Annotated in this window: 20 protein-coding genes; 12 read left to right on the forward strand and 8 right to left on the reverse strand. The window is 64.9% G+C overall.

Annotation, left to right across the window (positions count from 1 at the left end; all coding sequences use genetic code 11):
• Window positions 1–96: 96 nt before the first annotated feature.
• The 3 genes from sugE to ACTJKX_RS11220 form a co-directional block, all read right to left on the reverse strand.
• The gene (gene sugE, locus ACTJKX_RS11210) at window positions 97–417 is read right to left on the reverse strand and encodes a quaternary ammonium compound efflux SMR transporter SugE (protein ID WP_311934651.1); all 321 of its coding nucleotides are present in this window, start codon (window positions 415–417) and stop codon (window positions 97–99) included.
• Between the two features lie 194 nt (window positions 418–611).
• A complete protein-coding gene (locus tag ACTJKX_RS11215; RefSeq protein WP_440725304.1) occupies window positions 612–1,616 on the reverse strand; it encodes a patatin-like phospholipase family protein in 1,005 nt (334 codons plus the stop codon).
• Window positions 1,613–2,395, reverse strand: a complete 783-nt coding sequence (locus tag ACTJKX_RS11220; protein ID WP_311934653.1) for a 3-hydroxybutyrate dehydrogenase — start codon at window positions 2,393–2,395, stop codon at window positions 1,613–1,615. The genes ACTJKX_RS11215 and ACTJKX_RS11220 overlap by 4 nt, the downstream gene beginning before the upstream one ends.
• A 498-nt stretch (window positions 2,396–2,893) precedes the next feature.
• Here ACTJKX_RS11220 and ACTJKX_RS11225 point away from each other — a divergent pair, with 498 nt between their 5' ends.
• The 6 genes from ACTJKX_RS11225 (at window position 2,894) to ACTJKX_RS11250 (ending at window position 10,161) form a co-directional block, all read left to right on the forward strand.
• Window positions 2,894–3,844 carry a choline ABC transporter substrate-binding protein gene (locus tag ACTJKX_RS11225; protein WP_311934654.1) on the forward strand — a complete coding sequence of 317 codons (951 nt, stop codon included), beginning with the start codon at window positions 2,894–2,896 and terminating at the stop codon, window positions 3,842–3,844.
• A 315-nt stretch (window positions 3,845–4,159) separates the two neighbouring features.
• The gene (choW, locus tag ACTJKX_RS11230) at window positions 4,160–4,990 is read left to right on the forward strand and encodes a choline ABC transporter permease subunit (RefSeq protein WP_311934655.1); all 831 of its coding nucleotides are present in this window, start codon (window positions 4,160–4,162) and stop codon (window positions 4,988–4,990) included.
• Window positions 4,990–6,183: a choline ABC transporter ATP-binding protein gene (gene choV / locus ACTJKX_RS11235; protein ID WP_311934656.1), complete on the forward strand. Its 1,194-nt coding sequence runs from the start codon at window positions 4,990–4,992 to the stop codon at window positions 6,181–6,183. The genes choW and choV overlap by 1 nt, the downstream gene beginning before the upstream one ends.
• 246 nt (window positions 6,184–6,429) lie before the next feature.
• Window positions 6,430–7,767 (forward strand): D-alanyl-D-alanine carboxypeptidase family protein, encoded by a 1,338-nt coding sequence (locus ACTJKX_RS11240; protein WP_440725305.1) that lies wholly within the window; start codon window positions 6,430–6,432, stop codon window positions 7,765–7,767.
• A 493-nt stretch (window positions 7,768–8,260) separates the two neighbouring features.
• Window positions 8,261–9,151, forward strand: a complete 891-nt coding sequence (locus ACTJKX_RS11245; RefSeq protein WP_394311093.1) for a DMT family transporter — start codon at window positions 8,261–8,263, stop codon at window positions 9,149–9,151.
• On the forward strand, window positions 9,148–10,161 hold the full coding sequence (locus ACTJKX_RS11250; RefSeq protein WP_440725306.1) for a CobW family GTP-binding protein: 1,014 nt from the start codon (window positions 9,148–9,150) through the stop codon (window positions 10,159–10,161). The genes ACTJKX_RS11245 and ACTJKX_RS11250 overlap by 4 nt, the downstream gene beginning before the upstream one ends.
• 158 nt (window positions 10,162–10,319) lie before the next feature.
• On the opposite strand, the gene ACTJKX_RS11255 is transcribed toward ACTJKX_RS11250, so the two are convergent.
• Complete coding sequence (locus ACTJKX_RS11255) at window positions 10,320–11,366, reverse strand: LacI family DNA-binding transcriptional regulator (RefSeq protein WP_440725307.1); 1,047 nt, start codon at window positions 11,364–11,366, stop codon at window positions 10,320–10,322.
• 202 nt (window positions 11,367–11,568) lie between these two features.
• On the opposite strand from ACTJKX_RS11255, the gene ACTJKX_RS11260 reads away from it, so the two are divergent.
• The 5 genes from ACTJKX_RS11260 (at window position 11,569) to ACTJKX_RS11280 (ending at window position 17,636) form a co-directional block, all read left to right on the forward strand.
• Window positions 11,569–12,588: an ABC transporter substrate-binding protein gene (locus ACTJKX_RS11260; protein WP_440725308.1), complete on the forward strand. Its 1,020-nt coding sequence runs from the start codon at window positions 11,569–11,571 to the stop codon at window positions 12,586–12,588.
• Between the two features lie 304 nt (window positions 12,589–12,892).
• Window positions 12,893–15,121, forward strand: coding sequence for an ABC transporter permease (locus tag ACTJKX_RS11265; protein WP_440725309.1), 2,229 nt, complete (start codon window positions 12,893–12,895; stop codon window positions 15,119–15,121).
• The gene (locus tag ACTJKX_RS11270) at window positions 15,118–16,182 is read left to right on the forward strand and encodes an ABC transporter ATP-binding protein (RefSeq protein WP_440725310.1); all 1,065 of its coding nucleotides are present in this window, start codon (window positions 15,118–15,120) and stop codon (window positions 16,180–16,182) included. Before ACTJKX_RS11265 ends, ACTJKX_RS11270 begins: the two co-directional genes overlap by 4 nt.
• 51 nt (window positions 16,183–16,233) lie before the next feature.
• The gene (locus tag ACTJKX_RS11275) at window positions 16,234–17,091 is read left to right on the forward strand and encodes an inositol monophosphatase family protein (RefSeq protein WP_440725311.1); all 858 of its coding nucleotides are present in this window, start codon (window positions 16,234–16,236) and stop codon (window positions 17,089–17,091) included.
• 161 nt (window positions 17,092–17,252) lie between these two features.
• Complete coding sequence (locus tag ACTJKX_RS11280) at window positions 17,253–17,636, forward strand: VOC family protein (protein ID WP_440725312.1); 384 nt, start codon at window positions 17,253–17,255, stop codon at window positions 17,634–17,636.
• 75 nt (window positions 17,637–17,711) lie between these two features.
• Here the strand turns inward: ACTJKX_RS11280 and ACTJKX_RS11285 are convergent, their stop codons facing one another.
• From ACTJKX_RS11285 to recR, 4 genes are all read right to left on the reverse strand, one after another.
• Complete coding sequence (locus tag ACTJKX_RS11285; protein WP_367626107.1) at window positions 17,712–18,764, reverse strand: methylenetetrahydrofolate reductase; 1,053 nt, start codon at window positions 18,762–18,764, stop codon at window positions 17,712–17,714.
• The gene (locus ACTJKX_RS11290) at window positions 18,761–19,417 is read right to left on the reverse strand and encodes a methylenetetrahydrofolate reductase C-terminal domain-containing protein (protein ID WP_440725375.1); all 657 of its coding nucleotides are present in this window, start codon (window positions 19,415–19,417) and stop codon (window positions 18,761–18,763) included. Before ACTJKX_RS11290 ends, ACTJKX_RS11285 begins: the two co-directional genes overlap by 4 nt.
• Window positions 19,410–19,712 carry a virulence factor gene (locus tag ACTJKX_RS11295; RefSeq protein ID WP_311934668.1) on the reverse strand — a complete coding sequence of 101 codons (303 nt, stop codon included), beginning with the start codon at window positions 19,710–19,712 and terminating at the stop codon, window positions 19,410–19,412. Before ACTJKX_RS11295 ends, ACTJKX_RS11290 begins: the two co-directional genes overlap by 8 nt.
• 69 nt (window positions 19,713–19,781) lie before the next feature.
• A complete protein-coding gene (gene recR / locus ACTJKX_RS11300) occupies window positions 19,782–20,384 on the reverse strand; it encodes a recombination mediator RecR (RefSeq protein ID WP_311934669.1) in 603 nt (200 codons plus the stop codon).
• A gap of 192 nt (window positions 20,385–20,576) precedes the next feature.
• On the opposite strand from recR, the gene ACTJKX_RS11305 reads away from it, so the two are divergent.
• The gene (locus ACTJKX_RS11305) at window positions 20,577–21,662 is read left to right on the forward strand and encodes an HPP family protein (protein WP_440725313.1); all 1,086 of its coding nucleotides are present in this window, start codon (window positions 20,577–20,579) and stop codon (window positions 21,660–21,662) included.
• The last annotated feature ends 196 nt before the right edge of the window (window positions 21,663–21,858 follow it).

Consider the following 21,858-nt stretch of genomic DNA (forward strand, 5'->3'; position numbering starts at 1 on the left):
TTTTCCTGGATCGCAGGCATCCAGCCTGCTCTTGGAAGCGCTGCGCTTGCAGACGAGGAAGGGCAGGCTGGATGCCTGCGATCCCGGGATGGATCCTCAGGCCGGCGTCGACAGTTTCATCATGGTCAGGCCGGAGACGATCAGGGCTGCGGCGATGATGCGCATGGCGTTGGCCTGTTCGCCGAGCACCAGCACGCCGACGATGAAGGCGCCCACGGCGCCGATGCCGGTCCAGATCGTATAGGCGGTGCCGAGCGGCAGGCTGCGCATCGAGATCGAGAGCAGGCCGAAGCTGATGGCCATGGTGACGAAGGTGACGATGGTCGGCACCAGCTTCGAAAAGCCTTCCGACTGTTTCATGTAGAAGGCCCACACCACTTCGAAGATGCCGGCGATAACGAGATAGATCCAGGCCATCAGGCCCTCCTCTAAAAAGGGCCCGGGCCGTCCCGGACATCAAACCCATCATGGGGGAGGGCGTGGCCTCCTCGATCGCGACATGGAGGCCACGAACGAGTGGCATTGTGCCGGACTCTTTCCCGAAATCAAGGGGCGGATCGGCATGTCAGGGCTGCGTTCCAGCAGCCGTTGCGGCGGTCAATCGGTTCGGCTCACCTCAGCATGGCTTCGATGTCGAGCGTTGCCGTCGTGCCGATCGCGTCGAAATGCCGGGTGAGGAAGGTCTTCGCCGCCCGGCGGCCCTGGTCGCGCAGGAAGGTGAGGAAATCCCATTCGGTATTGAGCTTGGAGGTGGCGTCGAGACCCTCCTTCTGGCCCAGCGCGATGCGATGCAGGCGGATGTCGCCGAAACGGTCGGCGCCCCGGGCGCGGCGCTGCATCATGGCGAGGGCGCGCAATTCGCCGAGGAGGGAGGCGTTGAAGGTGATCTCATTGAGGCGGTTGGCGATACCGCCGGCCGTCTGCGGCACCTCCCGCACCAGCACGGGGTTGATCTGCACCAGGATGGTATCATCGGGTGTACGCTCGTCGAGCAGCGGAAACAGGGCCGGGTTGCCGAGATAGCCGCCGTCCCAATAGGCCTGCCCGCCGATCTCGACGGCCTGGAAGATCTGGGGCAGGCAGGCAGAGGCCATCACCACATCGGCGCTCAGTTCGGCATTCTCGAAAATGCGGATATGGCCGCTGCGTACATTGGTGGCGGAGACGAACAGCCTGATCGCCTCGCTCGCCTTGAGCTTGTCGAAGCAGATCAGTTCGGCGATGAGATCGCGCAGCGGGTTGAGATTGAGCGGATTGCTGTCATAGGGGCTGAACAGCCGGCTCCAATTCTCGAACAGGGCCATGCCGGGCGAATCTTCCAGCGACCAACCGGCCATGAAGCGTTCCAGCAACGGGCGGCGCATGGGCGACAGCCGCCCCTTGCGGCTGATCTCACGCCAGAATGTCTCGAGCTGGCGGCGGGCGCCTGGCGCCCCGCCTTCGAGGTAACCTTCGGCGAAGACCACGGCATTCATGGCCCCGGCGCTGGTGCCGGTGATCGCCTTGACCTCGAGGCGGCCGTCCTCCAGCAGGCCATCGAGCACGCCCCAGGTGAAGGCGCCATGGGCACCGCCGCCCTGCAACGCCAGATTTACGGGTTTGGCGGCGGTGCTCATGCGGCAGTCCAGCCGCCATCCATCGACAGATTGGCGCCGGTGATGCTCGCTGCCGCATCCGAGCACAGATACACCGCGAGCGAGGCGACCTGGTCGATGGTGACGAACTCCTTGGTCGGCTGACCTCCCAGCATCACGTCATTCTTGACCTGCTCCGCCGTCATGTTGCGCGCCTTCATGGTGTCGGGGATCTGCGCCTCGACCAGCGGTGTCCAGACATAGCCCGGGGAAATGGCGTTGCAGGTGATCTTCTGCTGCGCCACCTCCAGCGCTACCGTCTTGGTCAGGCCGGCAATGCCGTGCTTGGCGGCGACATAGGCGGACTTGAAGGGCGAGGCGACCAGGGAATGGGCCGAGGCGGTGTTGATGATCCGTCCCCAGCCCTTCCTCTTCATGCCGGGCAGGGCCGCCTTGATGGCATAGAAGGAAGCGAGCAGGTTGAGCCTGATGATCGCTTCCCACTTGTCGTCGGGGAATTCGTCGATCGGCGAGACGAACTGGATGCCGGCATTGTTGACCAGGATGTCGACCGCGCCGAAGGCGGTCTCGGCCTCGCCGATCAGGCCCTTCACCGCGGCCGGCTCCATCAGGTTGGCCGGCGAGAACAGGGCCTTGACGCCGAATTCGGCCTCGATGCCGGCCCGGGTCTTCTCGATCTCGGCGGCATCGCCCAGTCCGTTGAGCATGACATTGGCGCCTTCGCGGGCCAGAGCGCGCGCGATGCCGAGGCCGATGCCCGATGTCGAACCGGTGACGACGGCTGCCTTGGTCTTGAGCATGTTGGGTCCTTTGGAAGAGTTGAAGGCCGGTATGGGCTGCCTTGGTTGCTGCAGGATCTCGGATGCCTGCAGAATTTCCGGATGCTGCCCATTCTTGCAACATCCGGAAATTCTGCTTGAGGCAAATCACTCGAATTCTCGTCGCATCCCGGATTGGGAAAGTGGCGCGACTATGACACAGAGTGTCGCCTGCACGCATCCAAGATCGGCTGGTTCCAGGTTTAATTGATTATATGTTCAATCAATAGAATGCCCATACGGCAACGCCAAGAAATCGATGCAAACCGGTTCTGGCGCGGATGGGCGGCTTTGTGCCGTTGGCGTCATCCAGCGCCGGAAAATCGCGGGACAAGCACTGTCTTTCGTGCTGAATTGCCATAGGGGAAAGGGCTCCGTGGCAAGAGTTCGATCCCATCTGGGGTCGAGAGGGGTTAACAAAGACAAGACGGACTGGGTCTATCCCAGATTCGGCCTTCGGTGTTTTCCGGGAGAAATGAAATGACGGGTATTGGTAGAATGATTGCAGGCGTCGCCCTGGCCATCGGCCTCGGCACGGGCGCCGCGCTGGCGGGCGATGCGGAAGCCTGCAAGACGGTCAAGTTCTCCGATGTGGGCTGGACCGACATCACCGCGACCACGGCGATCGCCTCCCGCGTTCTCGAAGGTCTCGGCTACACCCCCAAGACCACGGTTCTGGCCGTCCCCGTCACCTATGCCTCGATGAAGAGCAAGGATATCGACGTCTTCCTCGGCAATTGGCAGCCGAGCATGGAGAATGATCGCAAGGCCTATATCGCCGACAAATCGGTGATCGAAGTGGGTGCCAATCTGCCCGAAGGTGCAAAATACACGCTGGCCGTGCCGCAGGCGACCTATGACAAGGGCCTGAAGGACTTCGGCGACATCGCCAAGTTCAAGGATTCGCTCCAGGGCAAGATCTACGGCATCGAGCCCGGCAATGACGGCAACCGCCTGGTGCAGAGCCTGATCGACGGCAACAAGAACGGCCTGAAGGACTTCCAGCTCGTCGAGTCATCCGAGCAGGGCATGCTCGCCCAGGTCCAGGGTGCCGTGGCGCGCGGCGAGGACATCGTCTTCCTCGGCTGGGCGCCGCACCCGATGAACGTCAATTTCAAGATCCAGTATCTGACGGGGGGCGACGATACGTTCGGCCCGAATTTCGGCGCCGCCAAGGTCTATACCAACGAGCGCGCCGGCTGGAGCGAGGAATGCCCCAATGCGGGCAAGTTCATCGCCAACCTCAAATTCACCGTGGACCTCGAGAACAAGGTGATGCAGGCGATCACCGGCGACGGCAAGGATGGCCCGACGGCCGCCACCGAATATCTCAAGGCCAACCCGGGTGTTCTGGATGCCTGGCTTGCCGGCGTCACCACCTTCGACGGGCAGCCTGGCCTCGATGCCGTGAAGAAGAGCCTCGGCCTCTGAGCGCACGCGCCATTCCACTGAACGTATAGGAATCGCCCGGCGGGGCAACTCGCTGGGTGGCTCGACGAAGCCGACACAGATCGGCCTTCAATGATGTCATGTCCTCTCTTGGGCCGGCAGTCATGACGTCGACGGGCAATGCGGATCGTCGTGGCTTCACAGCCAGGGCACCGGACGGCCCGCGACCCGGAGCAAAGCGCGTTCGGTGTGAACACCCTTTTGCTCGTACTCTTTGGTTCGACGCGTCTTTGCGATCCCTGCCGATTCCGTCAAATCGCAAAACGCCATAGCGCGGGGGATATGATGTTCGATTGGGTGACGGATACGAAGCTGCCATTCGGCAAGTTCATGCAGCTCGTCATCGAGTTCCTGCAGAAATACTGCACCACCTGGCTGTTCGATCCGCTGCGCCTGAGCATCGAGTTCATCGTCAACGGCACCTCCGCGCTGCTGGTCTACCCGCCGCCCATCGTCGTCATCGTGCTCGTCGTTGCCCTGGCGTGGTGGCGGCACCGTTCCTGGCAATTGTGCCTGTTCATCGTGCTGGGCTGCCTGTTCATCTGGAACCAGGGCTATTGGGCCGCGACCATGAAGACGGTCTCACTGGTGTTCTGGTCGGCCGCCGTCGCCATGGCCATTGGCATCCCGCTCGGCGTGATGGCGGCGCACCGTCCCAAGCTCTATACCGTGCTGCATCCCGTCCTCGACATGATGCAGACCCTGCCCACCCTGGTCTATCTCATCCCAATGGTGGCGCTGTTCCGCCTCGGCGCCGCCCCAGGCCTGATCGCCACGCTGATCTTCGCCCTGCCTGCGCCGATCCGGTTGACCTATCTGGGCATCACCTCCACGCCGGTCGCACTTAAGGAGGCCGGCGAGTCCTTCGGTTCCACCAAGCGCCAGCTGTTGTGGAAGGTGGAACTGCCGCATGCCATGCCCACCATCATGGCCGGTGTCACCCAATGCATCATGCTCAGCCTGTCGATGGTGGTCATCGCCGGCCTGGTCGGTGCCGAAGGCCTCGGCGTCGACGTCGTGCGCGCCATGGGCCAGTTCAACATTCCGCGTGGCTTCGAAGCGGGTGCCTGCATCGTTATCCTGGCGATCGTGCTGGATCGTCTGTGCCGAGTGAAGGGAGCGCATTGATGAGCGTCGCCGTCGATTTCAAGAATGTCGATATCATCTTCGGATCCCGTCAGGCCGAAGCCATCAAGCTGCTCGACGCCGGTGCCACCCGCGCCCAGATCCTGGAAAAGACCGGCGCGGTGCTGGGGTGCGCCGATGGCAACCTCACCGTTCAGGAAGGCGAGATCAGCGTGCTGATGGGCCTGTCGGGTTCCGGCAAATCGACCTTGATGCGCGCCGTCAACGGCCTCAACAAGGTGACACGCGGCCAGGTGCTGGTGAAGTCCGACAACAAGATGGTCGACGTGGTCAGCTGCAGCGAGCAGACCCTGCGCCATGTCCGCCAGCATTCCGTCGCCATGGTGTTCCAGCAGTTCGGCCTCCTGCCCTGGCGGACAGTGGCGGAGAATGTCGGCTTCGGTCTGGAATTGGCCGGCGTGCCCGAGGCCGAGCGCAAGGCCAAGGTCGACAAGCAGCTGGAGCTGGTCCACCTCAAGCAATGGGAAAAGAAGTTCGCCCATGAGCTGTCGGGCGGCATGCAGCAGCGCGTCGGCCTTGCCCGTGCCTTCGCCACCGAGGCGCCGATCCTGTTGATGGACGAGCCCTTCTCGGCGCTCGACCCCCTGATCCGCACGAAGCTGCAGGACGAGCTGCTGCAGCTGCAGAAGGAACTGAAGAAGACCATCATCTTCGTCAGCCACGATCTCGAGGAAGCCCTCAAGATCGGCAACACCATCACGATCCTGGAGAGCGGGCGCATCGTGCAGTCGGGCCGGCCCGAGGATATCGTGCTGCGCCCGGCCAACGACTATGTCCAGGAATTCATCGCCAATGTGAACCCGCTCAGCGTGCTCACCGCCTGGCATGTCATGCAGGACGCACGCGATCTCCATCGCGGCGAGGATGGCTGGATCTGGCTCGATACCCGCCAGACCACGCGCTTCCGGCTCGATGACGGCGGCCATGTCGTGGAAGCCGAGCGCGACGGCGTGCATGGCGCCTGGGTGCATTGCTCCGAATGCGAAAAACCGGTGGCTGACGGGGAACACCCCTGCTACTGGGCCAGCCCCGGTACCTCGCTCAAGACGGTGATGCTGGCCATGCATCGATCCAACACGGCCCCTGTCGCCCTGTTCGACGACCAAGAGCGCTTTGTCGGCGCCATCGGCGTCAAGGACGTGTTGCAAGCCGTTCTCCGGCAGCAGGACGCCTGAAGGGACGAGACCAGCCGGGAGCGCGGACCGCCTCCGTCCGTGCTCCCGGGACTATACCCGCCGAACGAGCCATCTTTCCTGCCGAAACGACGCAGCCGACCTGTCTTCCTGCCCGCATTGATCCGTTAAGGCTTTGCCGCGATACTGCGCGCCTGCCAATGCCTGCATGCCAAATCACCCGGCGGTCATTAAATTGCCCCCCTTGAGGTCGATGTGTCGCCGCCGCTGCAGCCGAAAGAGGAACTGATGGGTATTACGAATCGCGCAATCACAACCACGCTCGTGGCCAGCTTGGCCCTCGGACTCGCCGCAAGCGTTGCGCGTTCCAATCCCATGGCAAACCCCACCATCGTCGTCGATGCCGCGAGCGGGCGGGTCCTGCAGCAGCAGGATGCAACCCGGCCCTGGTATCCGGCCTCCCTCACCAAGCTGATGACAGCCTATACGGTGTTCAAGGCCATCAAGGCCGGGCGCGTCGATCTGGGAACGCCGATCGCGATTTCACCGCTCGCCGCCAGGCAGGCGCCTTCCAAGATGGGCTATCCGGTCGGCACGATGATCACCATCGACGATGCCCTCAAAATGCTGGTGGTGCATTCGGCCAATGACATCGCGGTGGCCCTGGCCGAAGGGGTATCCGGCTCGGTGGATGCCTTCGCCGCCGAAATGAACGCCAATTCGCGGGCGCTGGGCATGGCCCAGAGCCAATGGGTCAATCCCAACGGCCTGCCCGATCCGCGCCAGATCACCTCGGCGCGCGACATGGCGGTGATGGCCGACGCCATCATCACGCAATTTCCGCAATATGCCTCGCTGTTCCAGATCCAGACCATCCAGTCCGGCAGCCGGGTCATGCGCACCCACAATGCGCTGGTCTATCGCTATCCCGGCACCGACGGCATGAAGACGGGCTTCATCTGCGCCGCCGGTTTCAATGTGGTGGCGACGGCCACCCGCAATGGCCGCAAGCTGATCACGGTGATCATGGGTGCGCCGACGCCCAAGGAGCGCACCAACCAGGCGGTGGCTCTGTTCGAGGCCAACTACACCAATTCGGGCGGCGGCTTCTTCACCAAGGCGCCGCTCGCCACCCAACTCCCGGCCTCGGCCTATCCCGGCCCGACCGACATCCGCGACATTGCCTGCTCGCGCAAGAAGGGCGGTTCGGGAGCGGCGGAGAGTGCCGACACCGCCGAAGTGCAGCCCGGCAGTCCGGCAGCGCCTGCACCCGCGCCGGAACCCAGCCCGCTGCTGGCGAGCTGGGTGACGGCACCGCCCATTGCGGTCGGCCCCTATCTCGGCCCCCGGCGCCCGATCTACAGCCTGCCCAATACGCCCATTCTCGCCGATCTGCCGCCCAAGCCTGCGAAAGCACTGCCGGCCAGCAAACTCGCCAGCAAGAAGGGCGTGACGGCCGCCGGCTATGCCGACCCCGGAAAGTCCCTGGCGGTGCCCGATCAGCTCACCGACTCCAAGCTCAACAAGGGGCGCAAGAACCTGAAGAAGGCCGCCGACAGCAAGCCGAAGACGCTGCCCAAGACTCCTGCCAAACCGCCCAAGCGCAAGGCGCATCACGAGGGGTAGGGGGCGAGGCCCCGTGCAGCTCAATTCAGCGTCTTCGAGTTCACACGACCTTTGCCATGGCTGGGTTTGAGCCGGCAATCCAGCCCTATACCAACGGTATTGATGATTGACCGATCAGGTATCGTCATCGCGAGCGCACCGAAGCAATCCACAGCCCGAACAGGCGGTAGCCATGGCTCCTGGATTGCTTCGCTGCGCTCGCAATGACACATAAGTCAAACATCGCGACCACCGACATTGGAGCAAAGTGTGTTCAAGCGTGAACGCTCATTTGCTCTAACCCCCTGTTCCGATGTGTCTTTGCGATTCTTGGTGGTTCCGCCAAATCGCAAAACGCTTCAGCCCGGTGCGGCCCCTGGATAGCCGGGTCAAGCCCGGCTATGACAAGCTGGAGCGTTTCTCGCCTGGATGACCCGAGTCGGGACGAGAACGTGCCTGTTCAGAGCTTGACCGAAAACCCGCGCTGGGCGGGTACGCGCCGGACCGCCTCTCAATGTCGAACAACACCATCCTGACCGGATTGAGCCTCGGGCTGCTTGCGGCGCTGTGCTATGGCGCCAATGTACCCTACGCCAAACTCGCCGCGGAGGCCGGTGCCAGCGGGCCGACGGTGGTGTTCTACCGGGCCTTTCTGCTGGTGGCGCTGCTTGGCGGCCTGGGCCTCGCCCAAAGCGGCACGCTGGCCGTGGCCCGGCCCTGGCGCCTGCCGGTTTTGGGTCTGGGCATCGCCACCAGTTTCGTCGGCCTTTGCTATATTTCCTCGGTCGCCTTCATCCCGGTCGGGATCGCCACCATCCTCTATTACACCTATCCCCTGCTCATCCTGGTCGCCAGCCCGCTGGTGGACGGCGAAAGGCTGACGCTGGCGCGTCTCGCCATCTTCGCCCTTGCCTTTGTCGGACTCGTCATCGCGCTCGGCGCCGATTTCGGCGCGCTGGACTGGCGGGGCCTGGCGCTGGCCCTGACGGGTGCGGCGGCCGCCGCCTTGCAGTTCTTCTGCGCCGCTCGGGCGACGCGCGGCGTCAGCCCCGCCATTGCCGGGTTCTGGACGCAGCTGATCCTGATTCCGGTGGCGCTCGCCGCCTGCCTGGCCAGCGGCAGCCTCGCCTCGCCGTCCGTGCTGGTTGCGGCTGCGGTGCCGGTCGGCCTGCATATCGGCCTGTTCGTCCTGGCTTTTGTGGTCCATTTGACGGCGGCACGGTTGACGCCACCGGCAGCGCTGGGCTTGGTGTTCTGCGCCGAGCCCGTCGCCTCGATCCTGCTGGCGACACAGGTGCTCGACGAGCATCTGACGCCTCAGCAAGTCAGTGGCGGCACGCTGGTGCTCATCGCCGTGGTGGCATCGGTGCTGATGGAAAGTCGCAGAAAGGTCGTTTCGGCATGACGTCGCCCCGCATCCCCGCCTTCGTGCTCACGGGTTTTCTTGGGGCCGGCAAGACGACGCTGCTCAATCGCCTCCTGAAAGATCCTGCCCTGGCCGACACGGCCGTGGTGATCAACGAATATGGCGAGGCCGGGCTCGACCACCTGCTGGTCGAAAAATCGGGCGATGGCGTCGTGCTGCTGTCCTCCGGCTGCCTGTGCTGCAGCCTGCGCGGCGATCTTCTCGACACGCTGGCCGATCTCGCGGCGCGGCGGGCATCGGGCGAGCTGCCGCCTTTCGCGCGTGTGGTGATCGAGACGACGGGGCTTGCCCATCCCACACCCGTGCTGCAGACGCTGATGGCGCCGCAACTGGCGGCGGCGGGCTATGTCCTCGCCGGTGTCATCGCGGTGGCCGATGCACTGAGAGGGGAGGCGTTGCTCGACCAGCATGCCGAGGCCGTCGCCCAGCTTGCGGTTGCGGACCGGATCCTGGTCAGCAAGACCGACCTCGCCGGCGACGCCACGGCTTTCATGGCGAGGCTGCAGGCGCTCAATCCGCGTGCCGCCATCGACCTCATGCCGGATGCCGGCGCCGCGGAACTGCTCGATGAGCCCGAATTTCCGAGCGGGGGAGCCGCCGTCGGCACCCGTCCCGTCTTTTCGGCCCATGATGCCTCGATCGCTTCCTTCACACTGGAGACGGACAAGGTCCTGGAGCCGGGGCGTTTCATCGCCTTCATCGACGAGTTGCGCGAGCGTTTCGGCGAAGGCCTGTTGCGTTTCAAGGCGCTGGTGAAGCTTGCCGACGATCCCGGGCGGCCGGTGGTCCTGCATGGGGTCCAGCATTGGTTCGCGCCGCCGGAACGCCTCGATGCCTGGCCGAGCCTCGACCGGCGCACCCGCATCGTGGTGATTGGCCGCGACCTCGATCGGCGGGGTATCGAGGACCTCTTCGCGGCCTTCTGCGACGAACCGCGCCTGGATGCTCCCGATCGTGCGGCCCTGACCGACAATCCCCTGGCTTTCTAGGTCATATCGCACGCAGTACAGCACGGAGTGGTGCGCTGCGGGTGCGGGAGCGTGATCGGAACGAACCGCCTTCCGGATGCGATCCCCGAACCGAACCTTCGGTTTGGTCCGACTGTGCGGCAGCGCTTCGCGCCGCAGCGCGCACGGGATGACAGTGGTCAGCCGTCCTGTTGCGACAGATCGGGCGCCCGCACGGTGCCGCGCCAGATCAACGGCACGTCGAGGCAGGTTCGCGTACCCTGACCGATCGTGCCGCCGGAGCGGCCGCCAACGCCGTCGCGCACCAGTTCGGCGACCTTGTCGGCGATGCGATCGATGGGCTGGGCGAAGGTGGTGAGGTCATAGGCTCGCCAGCCGGCCTGCTCGATGTCGTCGAAGCCGATGACGCATAGATCCTCGGGCACGCGCAGGCCGAATTCCTTGCGGGCGGCATCGACGAAGCCGCATGCCATCAGGTCGTTGATGCAGAAGGTAGCGTCGGGCGTGACCTGCCGGGTGAACAAGGCGCGTGCCGCTTCGGCGCCGGCTTCGTAGCTGGTACGGCCCTGGCGCCAATGGATCGGCTCGAAGCCGGCCTGGCGGGCAGCGTCGAGGAAGGCCTGCTCGCGTTCGGCGAGGCTGGGGGTGCCTGCCTGCGAGGTGACGCAGGCCAGGCGCCGGCAACCGGCGCGCTGGAAGGCCAGCACGGCCTGCCGGGCGGCGTCCTGGTTGCCGACGGTAATGGTATGCGCCTCGTCGAAATCCTGGTCACGGTTGATCAGGATCAGTTCCTGGCCGTGGTCGAGGCAGGTACGGGCGATGGCCCTGTCCGGCGTGCCCGAAAGCACCACCGTGGCGTCGGCCCGGTAGTTCAGGGTCTGGCGCACCGCGCCGGCCACGGCTTCGGGCGAACCGGAGGAATTGATCACCATGGCAACCTTGCCCGCCTGCTGCAGCCGGCCGATCAGGTTCCGGGCCAGGCGCGACTGGAACGGTGTGTCGACGTCGGAGACGATCAGGCAGACGATGCCGCTTTGCTGGCGCATCAGCCCGCGGGCGAGATGGTTGACGTGGTAGCCCAAATTCTGGGCCGCCTCCATCACGCGCTTGCGTGTTTCGTCCGAGACGCTGGCGCCCGGCGTGAAAGCGCGGGACACGGCCGAACGGGAAACGCCGGCCAGTCTGGCGACTTCCTCGGCACTGACGAAGGAGCGGGCTGGTTTCATGACAGGAGCCGGTCGAATAGGGACGAGGAGGTTGCACGCCCTTGCAGTCACGTGCAAGCGCTGCCGCTGGCTTTTCCCGGTTCATGTGCATATGCCGGCAAATTTCGATGCTGTATTCGGGATTGACAGGGCGATCGCGCTGATGCAGCTTTTGCACACGCGTGCAAAACAAGCAGAACAGCATGCCGTCCGGAGGAAACCCATGAAGAAGACACTCGCTGCCGTCGCGATCCTTGCCGCCATGCTCCCGGCCGCTGCCCAGGCGGAGGGCTCGCTGAACCTGATCTGCGCGGCGGATGTCGCCGTTTGCGAATTGCTCAAGAACAGGTTCGAGAAGGACAGCAGCATCGGCGTCAACATGGTGCGCCTGTCCTCGGGCGAGACCTATGCCAAGATTCGGGCCGAGGCCGCCAATCCCAAGACCGATATCTGGTGGGCCGGTACCGGCGACCCGCATCTGCAGGCTGCCCAGGAAGGCCTCACCCTCGAATACAAGTCCCCGCTGCTCGATCAGCTCCAGGATTGGGCCAAGCGCCAGGCCGAGCAGTCCGGCTACCGCACCGTAGGCGTCTATGCCGGCGCACTCGGCTGGGGTTACAATTCCGACCTCCTTGCCCAGAAGAAGCTGAAGGCGCCGGGGTGCTGGGCCGATCTCGCCGATCCTTCTTTCAAGGGCGAAATCCAGATGGCCAATCCCAACTCCTCGGGCACGGCCTATACGGCGCTGGCCTCGCTGGTGCAGATCATGGGCGAGGACAAGGCCTTCGAGTACCTGACCAAGCTCAATGCCAATGTCTCGCAATACACCAAGTCGGGCTCGGCCCCGGTGAAGGCGGCGGCACGCGGCGAGACCACCGTCGGCATCGTCTTCATGCATGACGCGGTGACCATGACGGCCGAGGGCTTCCCGGTGAAGACCGTGGCGCCCTGCGAGGGCACCGGCTACGAGATCGGCTCGATGAGCATCATCAAGGGCGCGCGCAATCTCGACAATGCCAAGAAATTCTATGACTGGGCCCTCAAGCCGGAGATCCAGTCGCTGATGAAGGATGCCAAGTCCTTCCAGATTCCGTCCAACAAGAATGCCGAACTGCCACCCCAGGCCCCGCGCTTCGAGGACATCAAGCTGATCGACTACGATTTCAAGAAGTTCGGCGAGCCCGTGACCCGCAAGGCGCTCCTGGAACGCTGGGACCGCGAGATCGGCGCCAACGCCAACTAGGCTTTTCGTCTAAGGGGCGGCGCGAAATGACTTAAAGCGCTGCCTTTGTCATGCCCGGGCTTGACCCGGGCATCCAATGGTCCCGCTTCCCTAGAGCAAAACGCGTTCATGTGTGAACGCTTACTCTAACTCTTTGTTTGGACACGTTTTTGCGATTCTTGATGACGCCCTCAAATCGCAAAAACGCCATAGCCGGAAGGGTCTGGATTGCCGGGTCAAGCCCGGCAATGACAAAGGTCGCGATGGAGTTATTTGTGCACATCGCCAGCGGTCCCAGGAATTCCCCTTCCCGAAAGGTCTCGCCATGAACAGGCGCAATCGCCGCCTCGACTGGGTGCTCGCCTTGGCCGTTCTCGGCCTGGCGATCCTGCCCTGGTACAGGCTCGAAGCCGGCCTGTTCTCGATCGCAGGCCTGAGTGACTACCCGGCCGGCGCCAAGGCGGCTCCCGGCCTGCTGCAATTGGTGCTGCACGGACGCTGGTGGCTCGCTTTGCCGCTGCTGGCGTTGGCGCCGGCCGTGCTGGCCCGTTTTACCACCCAGCCGCTAGCACGAGCCCGGCTGCTCGTCGCCTCTGGCCTTGCCGGTGCCGCCATCATGGTCCTGCAGGGCTTTGCCATCGCCTATTCGGGCTGGCGCTGGCCGGGTTTCGAAACCTGGTTCGGCGCGCTCGGCTCGGGGCAGGAGGCGTTCGGTGCCGGCGCGGCCACGCTGCTGACGGCCTTCCTGCTGCTGTTCAGCTTCGGCCTCGCCGAGCGCGGCGTTCTCAGGGGCGATGCCTTCGTGGTATCGGCGATCACCATCCTGATCGCTCTGGTCGCCACCTTCGTGTTCTATCCGGTCGGCATGGTGCTAGCCGGTGCCTTCCAGGGCATCGATGGCAGTTTCGATCCCGCCGGCTTCCTCAAGACGCTGACCGATCCCTCGATTTGGACCCTGCGCTGCCTCACCGGTAGCGGGCGCTGCGGTGTCGCCTGGTCCACTTTGACGTTGGCCATCGCGACCGGCGCCGGCTCCACTTTGCTGGGCCTCGCCTTCGCCCTGGTGGCGACGCGGACCCGCTTTCCCTTCAAGCGGGCGCTGCGGCTGCTCACCATCCTGCCGATCATCACGCCGCCCTTCGTGGTGGGCCTCGCTCTGATCCTGCTGTTCGGGCGCTCGGGCGTGGTGACCCAGGGCCTCGCCTACCTCTTCGACATTCCGCCCGGCCGCTGGCTCTACGGCCTCACCGGCATCTGGATCGCGCAGGTGCTCTCCTTCACGCCGATCGCCTTCCTGGTGCTGATCGGCGTGGTACAGGGCGTCAGCCCCGCCATGGAGGAGGCCGCCCAGACGCTCAAGGCCGACCGCTGGCGCACTTTCGTCACGGTGTCACTGCCGCTGATGCGGCCGGGCCTCGCCAATGCCTTCCTGGTCGGCTTCATCGAGAGCCTGGCCGATTTCGGCAATCCGATGGTGCTGGGCGGCAGCCATGGCGTGCTCTCCACCGAGATCTTCTTCGCCGTGGTCGGCGCGCAGACCGATCCGGCGCGGGCGGCGGTGCTTGCCCTGATCCTGCTCTCCTTCACCCTCACCGCCTTCGTCGCCCAACGGCTCTGGCTCGGCGGCAGGAATTTCACCACCGTCACCGGCAAGGGCGATTCCGGCCAGCATGCCGGCCTCAGCCGCGGCGTCGCCACGCTTTCCATCGGCGTGGTCTGCGCCTGGGGCGCCTTCACGCTGGTGGTCTATGCCATGATCCTGTTCGGCGGCTTCGTGAAGACCTGGGGGCTCGACCACAGCCTCACGCTGGAGCACTACATCCGCGCCTTTGCGGTGACCTTCGACCAGGGCTCGATACTGTGGAGCGGCGTCGCCTGGGGCTCGTTCTGGACCACGATGGAGATCGCCCTGATCTCGGCGCCGCTGACAGCGGTGGTCGGCCTCATCACCGCCTACCTGATCGTGCGCCAGAACTTCGCCGGGCGCTCCGTGTTCGAATTCGCCCTGATGATGAGCTTCGCCATCCCCGGCACCATCATCGGCGTTTCCTATGTCTTCGCCTTCAATCTGCCGCCGGTGGAGATGACCGGCACGGCGCTGATCCTGATCGTATGCTTCGTCTTCCGCAACATGCCGGTCGGCGTGCGCGGCGGCGTGGCGGCGATGAGCCAGATCGACCGCAGCCTCGACGAGGCCTCGCTGACGCTGGGGGCGAACTCCTTCACCACGGCACGGCGGGTGATCCTGCCGCTGCTGCGGCCGGCCATCGTCGCTGCCCTGGTCTACAGCTTCGTGCGTTCGATCACCTCGATCAGCGCCGTGATTTTCCTGGTCAGCGCCCAGTACAACATGGCGACCGCCTATATCGTTGGTCTCGTCGAGAATGGCAGCTATGGCGTAGCCATCGCTTATTCCAGCGTGCTGATCGTGGTGATGATCGCCGTGATCGGCGGCTTCCAAGCCCTGGTCGGCGAGCGCAGGCTGCGCCGCGATGATCGTGTCGCCGGCCTGTCCACCAAATCCGCAGCCAGACCCCGGGAGAAGGCGGCATGACTATCGATATCAGGCCGGGCTCGGTCACCTTTCAGAATGTGCGCAAAAGCTTCGGTACGGTGACCGCCATCGCCGATCTGTCGCTCACGATCGAACCGGGAACGCTGGTGACCTTGCTCGGCCCATCAGGCTGCGGCAAGACCACCACCTTGCGTATGATCGCCGGGCTGGAGCATCCCAGCGCCGGCCGCATCAGCATTGGCGGCAAGGACGTCACTGCGCTGCCGGCCAATGAGCGCGACGTCTCGATGGTGTTCCAGTCCTATGCGCTGTTCCCGCATATGAGCGTGGCCGATAATGTCGCATACGGCCTGATATCGTCCGGCCTGCGCAAGGCCGAGGCACGCGAGAAGGCGGCCGATGGCCTCGCATTGGTGGGACTGGCCGGCTATGGCGAGCGCCTGCCGAGCGAGTTGTCGGGCGGTCAGCAGCAGCGCGTTGCCGTGGCGCGTGCCCTGGTGGTCGAGCCGCAGGTGCTGCTGCTTGATGAACCGCTCTCCAATCTCGATGCCCGGCTGCGCCGGCGGGTGCGCACCGAGATCCGCGAATTGCAGCAGCGCCTGGGTTTCACCGCCGTCTACGTTACCCATGACCAGGAAGAGGCCCTGGCCGTCTCCGATACGGTGATCGTCATGCATCAGGGCCGGATCGCCCAGGCCGGAACGCCGCGCGAGCTCTACGAGGCACCGGCTTCCGCCTTCATCGCCGACTTTATCGGCGAGGCCAATGTGGTACCTTGCGAGGTGACGCGCGTGGCCGAGGGCCGGGCCGAGATCCGGGTCGGCGAGGGAGGGCATGCTCTGGCTGCGCGAGGTCTCACGGTCGGCCCTGCCAAACTCGCCATCCGCCCCAACGCCATGACCTTGCGTGAGGTGGCGGGGGCCATGCTGTCGGGCAAGGTGCTGCACGCCGCCTATCTCGGCGACCATGTCGAATATGAGATCGAGACCAAGGCCGGCCCGATCTTCCTCATCGATTCCGGCACGGATCGCATGCTTGCGCCGGGTACGCCGATCGGCGTCGACCTGCATGATCGAGGCCTCGCCCTGGTGCCTGAATGAGCGGCTGACGCGCTCTCTCCTTTGTTGTTGAATGTTGATACCGGATTGCCCATGACATCGCCTGCCGCCGCCGACATCGCCGCCCGCCTCGACCTTGCCAGGGACATCATCCGGGAGGCCGGCCTGCTGGCGCTGTCTTTCTTCAACGACCGCGATACGCTCGCGGTCGAGACCAAGGCCAATGCGCAGGACGTGGTCTCGGCAGCCGACAAGGCCAGCGAAAGGCTATTGCGCGAGCGCATTGCGGCCGTTTTCCCGCATGACAGCCTGCTCGGCGAGGAATATGGCCTCACTGAAGGCACCTCCGGCTATTGCTGGGTGATGGACCCGGTCGACGGCACCAGCCCCTTCGTTTTCGGCTTGCCGTCCTGGTGCGTCTCGGTCGCGGTCACCCATAGTACAGAGACCGTGGTCGGGGTGATCTATGCGCCGGTGCGCGACGAGCTCTATGCCGCCGCTCTTGGCCAGGGCGCCAGCCTCAACGGCACTATTTTGCGGCTTTCCGACAAGCGAAGTCTGGTCGACGGCGTGCTCGGGGTAGGGGCCAACCATCGCGTGGCGCCGGAAATCATCACCGGCTTCCTCAATGCCCTCCTGCACGAGGGCGGCATGTTCATCCGCAACGGGTCGGGCGCGTTGATGCTGGCCTATGTCGCAGCAGGTCGCCTGGTCGGCTATTACGAGCCGCATATGAATGCCTGGGACTGCCTGGCGGGCCTCTGCCTGATCAGCGAGGCGGGTGGCCGGATCGAGAACTTCCTCGTCAACGGTGATCTCGCCCGTGGCGGCAGGGTGATCGGTGCGGCCCCGGGGGCCTGGGACGGGCTGATGCGGCTGGTGGGCCAGGCCGAAAAGGGTCAAGAGGCGGACGAGACGTCCGCGGTCCCAGCCGCGATGCGTCCCGCGTGATCCCCGCAAGGTTCGCATTGGTAACGCCAGGGCTGGGACCGCGGACGTCACAGCGACATGCTTGCATGTCGCGACGTCCGCCTTCTGATCGCCTTCACTCCTGACAAAAACTGGCAGGGCGAACCCTTAGTCTTTCCTCACCGCAACCGAGGAACCAGACGATGCCCACTTCCTTCAAGTCCAGCTATGCCCTGCTGATGGTCGACAACCCGCTGCGCAGCGCCGCCTTCTATCGCGACCTGCTCGGCCTCGAGCCCATCGAGGCACAGACTACCTTCGCCCTGTTCGCCCTCGAAACCGGCCTGATGTTCGGCCTATGGTCGAAGCACACCGCCGAGCCCGCACCGGGTGCGGCGGCCGGCGGCGTCGAGATCGGCTTCAAGGTCGCGGATGCTGCGGTCGTCGACACCGTCTACGACAAATGGATCGAGACGCGCGATGTGCGCGTTGCCCAAAAGCCGGTCGATCTCGATTTCGGCCGCACCTTCGTCGCGCTCGATCCCGATGGCCACCGGCTGCGCGTCTTCTCGACGCCGGAGGCATAACGGTTCTTCCCGGGAGCGCGGGCATCGCGACATGCAACCATGTCGCTGTGATGCCCGCGTATCTGGGGGGCGGATCTACTGCGCAGCCACGATCTCCTCATGCGGGATCGGGCTTGGCTCCATGTCGCGGCGCCAGGGCGTGCGGCCGGCCAGAACGCCGGATTCGTGCACGATCTCCGCGACATATTCTTCCTGGCGATAGGCCATCACATGCACGCCGGCGACGCCCTTGATCTCGCGGACCTGCTGGATGATGTCGATGCACAGCCGCTTGCCTTCCTCCTTCTGATCCTGCGCGCCTTCCAGGCGCTTGATCACGTCGTCGGGCACATGCACGCCGGGCACGTTGGAGCGCATCCACTTGGCGGTACGGGCAGAGGCGAGCGGACCGACGCCGACCAGGATGAAGCATTTCTCGTGCAGGCCCATGTCGCGGATCCGGGCCATGAAGCGCTCGAGCAGGGGAACATCGAAGCAATATTGCGTCTGGATGAACTGCGCCCCGGCCTGGATCTTCTTGGCCAGGTTGATCGGGCGGAAATCATAGGGCGGCACGAAGGGATTGGCCGCCGCGCCCATGAACACGGCAGGTGGCGTGGTGATCTTGCGGCCCGACAGGAAGCGCTGCTCGTCGCGCATGGTGCGGATGGTGGAGAGCAAGGCGGTCGAATCGAGGTCGAAGACCGGCTTGGCCTCGGGATGGTCACCGCTCTGCACGCCGTCGCCCGACAGGCACAGCACGTTGCATACGCCCAGCGCCGCCGCGCCGAGGACATTGCCCTGGATGGCGATGCGGTTGTAGTCGCGGCAGGAGATCTGGAACACCGGCGAGTAACCGACCCGGGTCAGAAGGGCGCAGATCGCCACCGAGGACATGTGGCAATTGGCGCCGGAGCCGTCGGTGGCGTTGATGGCGTCGACCCAGCCCTCGAACGGCTTCACGCGCTCGAGCACATCGTCGGGATTGGCCGAATCGGGCGGGTTGAGTTCGGCCGTGACGGCGAATTCACCGCGGCGCAGCACGCGCTCGAGACGCCCGCGTGAACTATGGCCCGGCAGTTCGGGCAGGGGCGCGGCCGGATGCGGGCCAAAATCGTCGGGATGGGGCCGCCTGGTATCGATGCTCATGGCTTGCCTCCGCCGGCTGCTGTCGCAGTGGATTTGGCTGCCGCGGCAGTTTTTTCAGCAGCAGCCTTGGCTTTGGCAGCGGCGGCCGCTGCCGCCTTCTCCGCTGCGATCCGGGCATTGTAGCCCGATTTCTCGCGAGCGACGGAAAGCCAGGAAGACTGCCCCTTCAGGCGGTGATCCACCGGTCCCTGCGGCATCTCGATCGCGTTGCCGGCAGCCATGTTGCGCGAGCCCTCATAGGCCTTGACCCAGACGCAGGGCATGTCGGCATAGACCTCGCAATTACCATTGGCCCTCACGCCGCCGCAGGGGCCGTTGCGCAGGCCCTTGGGGCAGTTCATCGGGCAGGACATGCCGGTGGAGGACAGGGCGCACTGGCCGCACATCTTGCAGTCGAACAGGCTGGACTTGACCAGCTTCTCCACCTTGGCCACTGGTTTTTCCAGCCGTTCCCAGCCGATTGCCGTGAACAGGGGCGAGAGCTTGACCAGCGTCCACTCGACGCCGTCATAGATCCGCTCCATCGCGGCGGAATGGCGGATGGCCCAGAAGCGCAAAGCGAATTTCTTCGCATCGCGCGGTGGCTTTCCGGTGGCTTCGAAGGCGGCAGGCGTGCGCATGGCTCGTGAGCTCGCGTTGAACGGATCAGGCAGTTTCCTTGCCGCCATTCTTGGCAAGAGCCGCCAACCGTTCCTTGTCGTATTCCGCCTCGATCTTGGCCGCCGCCGCCGAAACTTCCGCTTCGAGGTCCTCGCCGCACTCGATCGGGGGGCTGCGATGGAATTCGGCGAGATAATCATCCGTACCGGCAGCACCGCCGCGCATCGCCGCCATGTCGACGGCCTCGCCGAAGCGCGAGCTCAGTTCGCGCTTGGCGCTGGTGCGGCCCTGCTTGGCCACCACCATGGTGGGAATGTCGCGCCAGTAGGTGACGATGAGCTGGGGCATGGTGGCTCCTTGGAGCGCGGACATCCTGTCCGCTCTTGGAAACATTGCATTGCTATGAGNCGCTCCTGTCTAGAACGGCGTCCGGCTCCGGATCGCGGCAGCCAGGGTGCCCTCGTCGAGATAGTCAAGCTCGCCTCCGACCGGCACGCCATGCGCCAGTTTCGTCACCTTGACGCCTGTTGGGGCCAGAAGGTCGGTGACGTAGTGCGCGGTGGTCTGTCCGTCCACCGTGGCGTTGAGGGCGAGAATCACCTCGGTCACGCCGCCCTCGGCAACGCGCGCGACCAGCCTGTCGATAGTGAGATCCTCCGGCCCGACGCCGTCGAGCGGCGAAAGCGTGCCGCCGAGCACGTGGTAGCGAGCATTGACCACACCGGCCCGCTCCAGGGCCCAGAGATCGGCGACATCCTCGACCACCACCAACAGCGTGTCTTCCCGTCGGGGGTCACCACACAAGGTGCAAGGATCCGAGGTGTCGATATTGCCGCAGTTCGAGCAGACCACCACGCGTTCGCAGGCGATCTGCAGGGCCGAGGACAGCGGCACCATCAATTGCTCGCGCTTCTTGATCAGCGTCAGCGCCGCTCGGCGGGCCGAACGCGGCCCGAGCCCGGGCAAGCGGGCGAGCAACTGGATCAGGCGTTCGATTTCAGGGCCGGTAACGGATGCCATGCAGCTCAGATAGGTGATTTGCAGCGCCTGCGCGAGGGGAGAGTGCGGGCTCGATCGATTTTGAGCGCGCTCCCAGGGGCACTGCGTCCTTTCGTACCTTGAACGTCGGCTGCTCAACTATTAAGCACCTATCGCTTCGCGATATATCGCGCGGCGGGCGGACTGCGCCCTCTGTGTCTGCCGGGTGGGTCCATGGCGCTTCTTCCCTTCAAACTGTTCTCGCCGATCCTGGCCGGAGCAACCCTGCGTGACCGGCTGTTCGCCAGCCTGGGTGCCATCGTGGGCATCGCCTTGACCGGCCTGGTCTGCACGCTGGTCTTCGGCCGCGACCCGCATCTGCCCTTTATCGTGGCGCCGGTCGGCGCCTCGGCCGTGCTGCTTTTTGCCGTGCCCGCCAGTCCGCTGGCGCAGCCCTGGTCCATCATTGGCGGCAATACGCTCTCGGCGCTGTGCGGCATTGCGGTCACCCAATTCGTGCACGAGCCGATGCTGGCCATCGGCCTGGCGGTCGGCCTGGCCATTGCGGTGATGTCGCTGGCGCGCTGCCTGCATCCGCCGGGCGGGGCAGCTGCCCTGACGGCCGTGATCGGCGGGCCAGCCGTGGCTGCCGCCGGTTTCGGCTTTGCTTTGGTCCCGGTCTGCCTCAACTCGGCGCTGCTGGTGGCGCTGGGCTGGCTGTTCCACCGCTTCTCCCGCCATCCCTATCCGCATGTGCCGGCGCCCGCTCCGGCCAGCACGCACGGCACCGCCGATCCGGCGCCTTCCCTGCGTGTCGGCTTCCGCGACGGGGATATCGAGGGGGCGCTGACCGATCTCGGGGAGACCTTCGATATCGACCGGCAGGACCTCGACCGCCTGCTGCGGCGGGTCGAACAGCGGGCGCTGTCGCGGTCGCATGCGGATCTCACCTGCGCCGACATCATGTCGCGCGACATCGTCACCATCGAGCCCGAAGCCAGTGCCGAGACCGCCATCAGGCTCTTGCTGGAGCATAATGTCCGCACCCTGCCGGTGATCGACTTCCATGATCGCGTGGTGGGCACGGTGGGCTTGCGCGACCTCGCCGGTCCGGTGAAGCAGGTCGGCGACGTCATGACCCTGCCCACTTTGTCCACCCCGAACGCGCCGGCCCTCGGGCTGGTGCCCGCCCTTACCGACGGCACCGCTCATGCGGTCGTGATCGTCGACGCCGACAAGCACATTGTCGGGCTCGTCACCCAGACCGATCTCCTGGCCGCCCTCTCCAGCCTGTCGGCGCGGGAGGGGTGGGGGCAGTAGGGACACCATGAAAAAGGGGCGGCTTGCGGCCACCCCTGTGCTTCCGGCATTCGGGATTCGTCTGTCATGAACGGATCGGATTGGCCGGAGCCTTGTCATTGCCGGGCTTGACCCGACAATCCGGTTCTATCCGGACATTGCCGACCAGCCATCGGATGCCCGGGTCAAGCCTGGGCATGACAAAGGCGGCGTTTCA

This window comes from Labrys sp. 22185, assembly GCF_052045555.1.
In the GTDB taxonomy this organism is placed as follows: Bacteria; Pseudomonadota; Alphaproteobacteria; order Rhizobiales; family Labraceae; genus Labrys; species Labrys neptuniae.

What these genes read in the sequence shown, in the direction of transcription:
- ACTJKX_RS11240 (WP_440725305.1), top strand. Translation starts at nt 6,430, where the DNA reads ATGGGTATTACGAATCGCGCAATCACAACCACGCTCGTGGCCAGCTTG.
- ACTJKX_RS11265 (WP_440725309.1), top strand. Translation starts at nt 12,893, where the DNA reads ATGAACAGGCGCAATCGCCGCCTCGACTGGGTGCTCGCCTTGGCCGTT.
- recR (WP_311934669.1), bottom strand. Translation starts at nt 20,384, where the DNA reads ATGGCATCCGTTACCGGCCCTGAAATCGAACGCCTGATCCAGTTGCTC.
- ACTJKX_RS11250 (WP_440725306.1), top strand. Translation starts at nt 9,148, where the DNA reads ATGACGTCGCCCCGCATCCCCGCCTTCGTGCTCACGGGTTTTCTTGGG.
- ACTJKX_RS11285 (WP_367626107.1), bottom strand. Translation starts at nt 18,764, where the DNA reads ATGAGCATCGATACCAGGCGGCCCCATCCCGACGATTTTGGCCCGCAT.
- ACTJKX_RS11280 (WP_440725312.1), top strand. Translation starts at nt 17,253, where the DNA reads ATGCCCACTTCCTTCAAGTCCAGCTATGCCCTGCTGATGGTCGACAAC.
- choV (WP_311934656.1), top strand. Translation starts at nt 4,990, where the DNA reads ATGAGCGTCGCCGTCGATTTCAAGAATGTCGATATCATCTTCGGATCC.
- ACTJKX_RS11255 (WP_440725307.1), bottom strand. Translation starts at nt 11,366, where the DNA reads ATGAAACCAGCCCGCTCCTTCGTCAGTGCCGAGGAAGTCGCCAGACTG.
- ACTJKX_RS11245 (WP_394311093.1), top strand. Translation starts at nt 8,261, where the DNA reads ATGTCGAACAACACCATCCTGACCGGATTGAGCCTCGGGCTGCTTGCG.
- ACTJKX_RS11275 (WP_440725311.1), top strand. Translation starts at nt 16,234, where the DNA reads ATGACATCGCCTGCCGCCGCCGACATCGCCGCCCGCCTCGACCTTGCC.
- ACTJKX_RS11220 (WP_311934653.1), bottom strand. Translation starts at nt 2,395, where the DNA reads ATGCTCAAGACCAAGGCAGCCGTCGTCACCGGTTCGACATCGGGCATC.
- ACTJKX_RS11305 (WP_440725313.1), top strand. Translation starts at nt 20,577, where the DNA reads ATGGCGCTTCTTCCCTTCAAACTGTTCTCGCCGATCCTGGCCGGAGCA.
- ACTJKX_RS11225 (WP_311934654.1), top strand. Translation starts at nt 2,894, where the DNA reads ATGACGGGTATTGGTAGAATGATTGCAGGCGTCGCCCTGGCCATCGGC.
- sugE (WP_311934651.1), bottom strand. Translation starts at nt 417, where the DNA reads ATGGCCTGGATCTATCTCGTTATCGCCGGCATCTTCGAAGTGGTGTGG.
- ACTJKX_RS11260 (WP_440725308.1), top strand. Translation starts at nt 11,569, where the DNA reads ATGAAGAAGACACTCGCTGCCGTCGCGATCCTTGCCGCCATGCTCCCG.
- ACTJKX_RS11295 (WP_311934668.1), bottom strand. Translation starts at nt 19,712, where the DNA reads ATGCCCCAGCTCATCGTCACCTACTGGCGCGACATTCCCACCATGGTG.
- ACTJKX_RS11215 (WP_440725304.1), bottom strand. Translation starts at nt 1,616, where the DNA reads ATGAGCACCGCCGCCAAACCCGTAAATCTGGCGTTGCAGGGCGGCGGT.
- ACTJKX_RS11270 (WP_440725310.1), top strand. Translation starts at nt 15,118, where the DNA reads ATGACTATCGATATCAGGCCGGGCTCGGTCACCTTTCAGAATGTGCGC.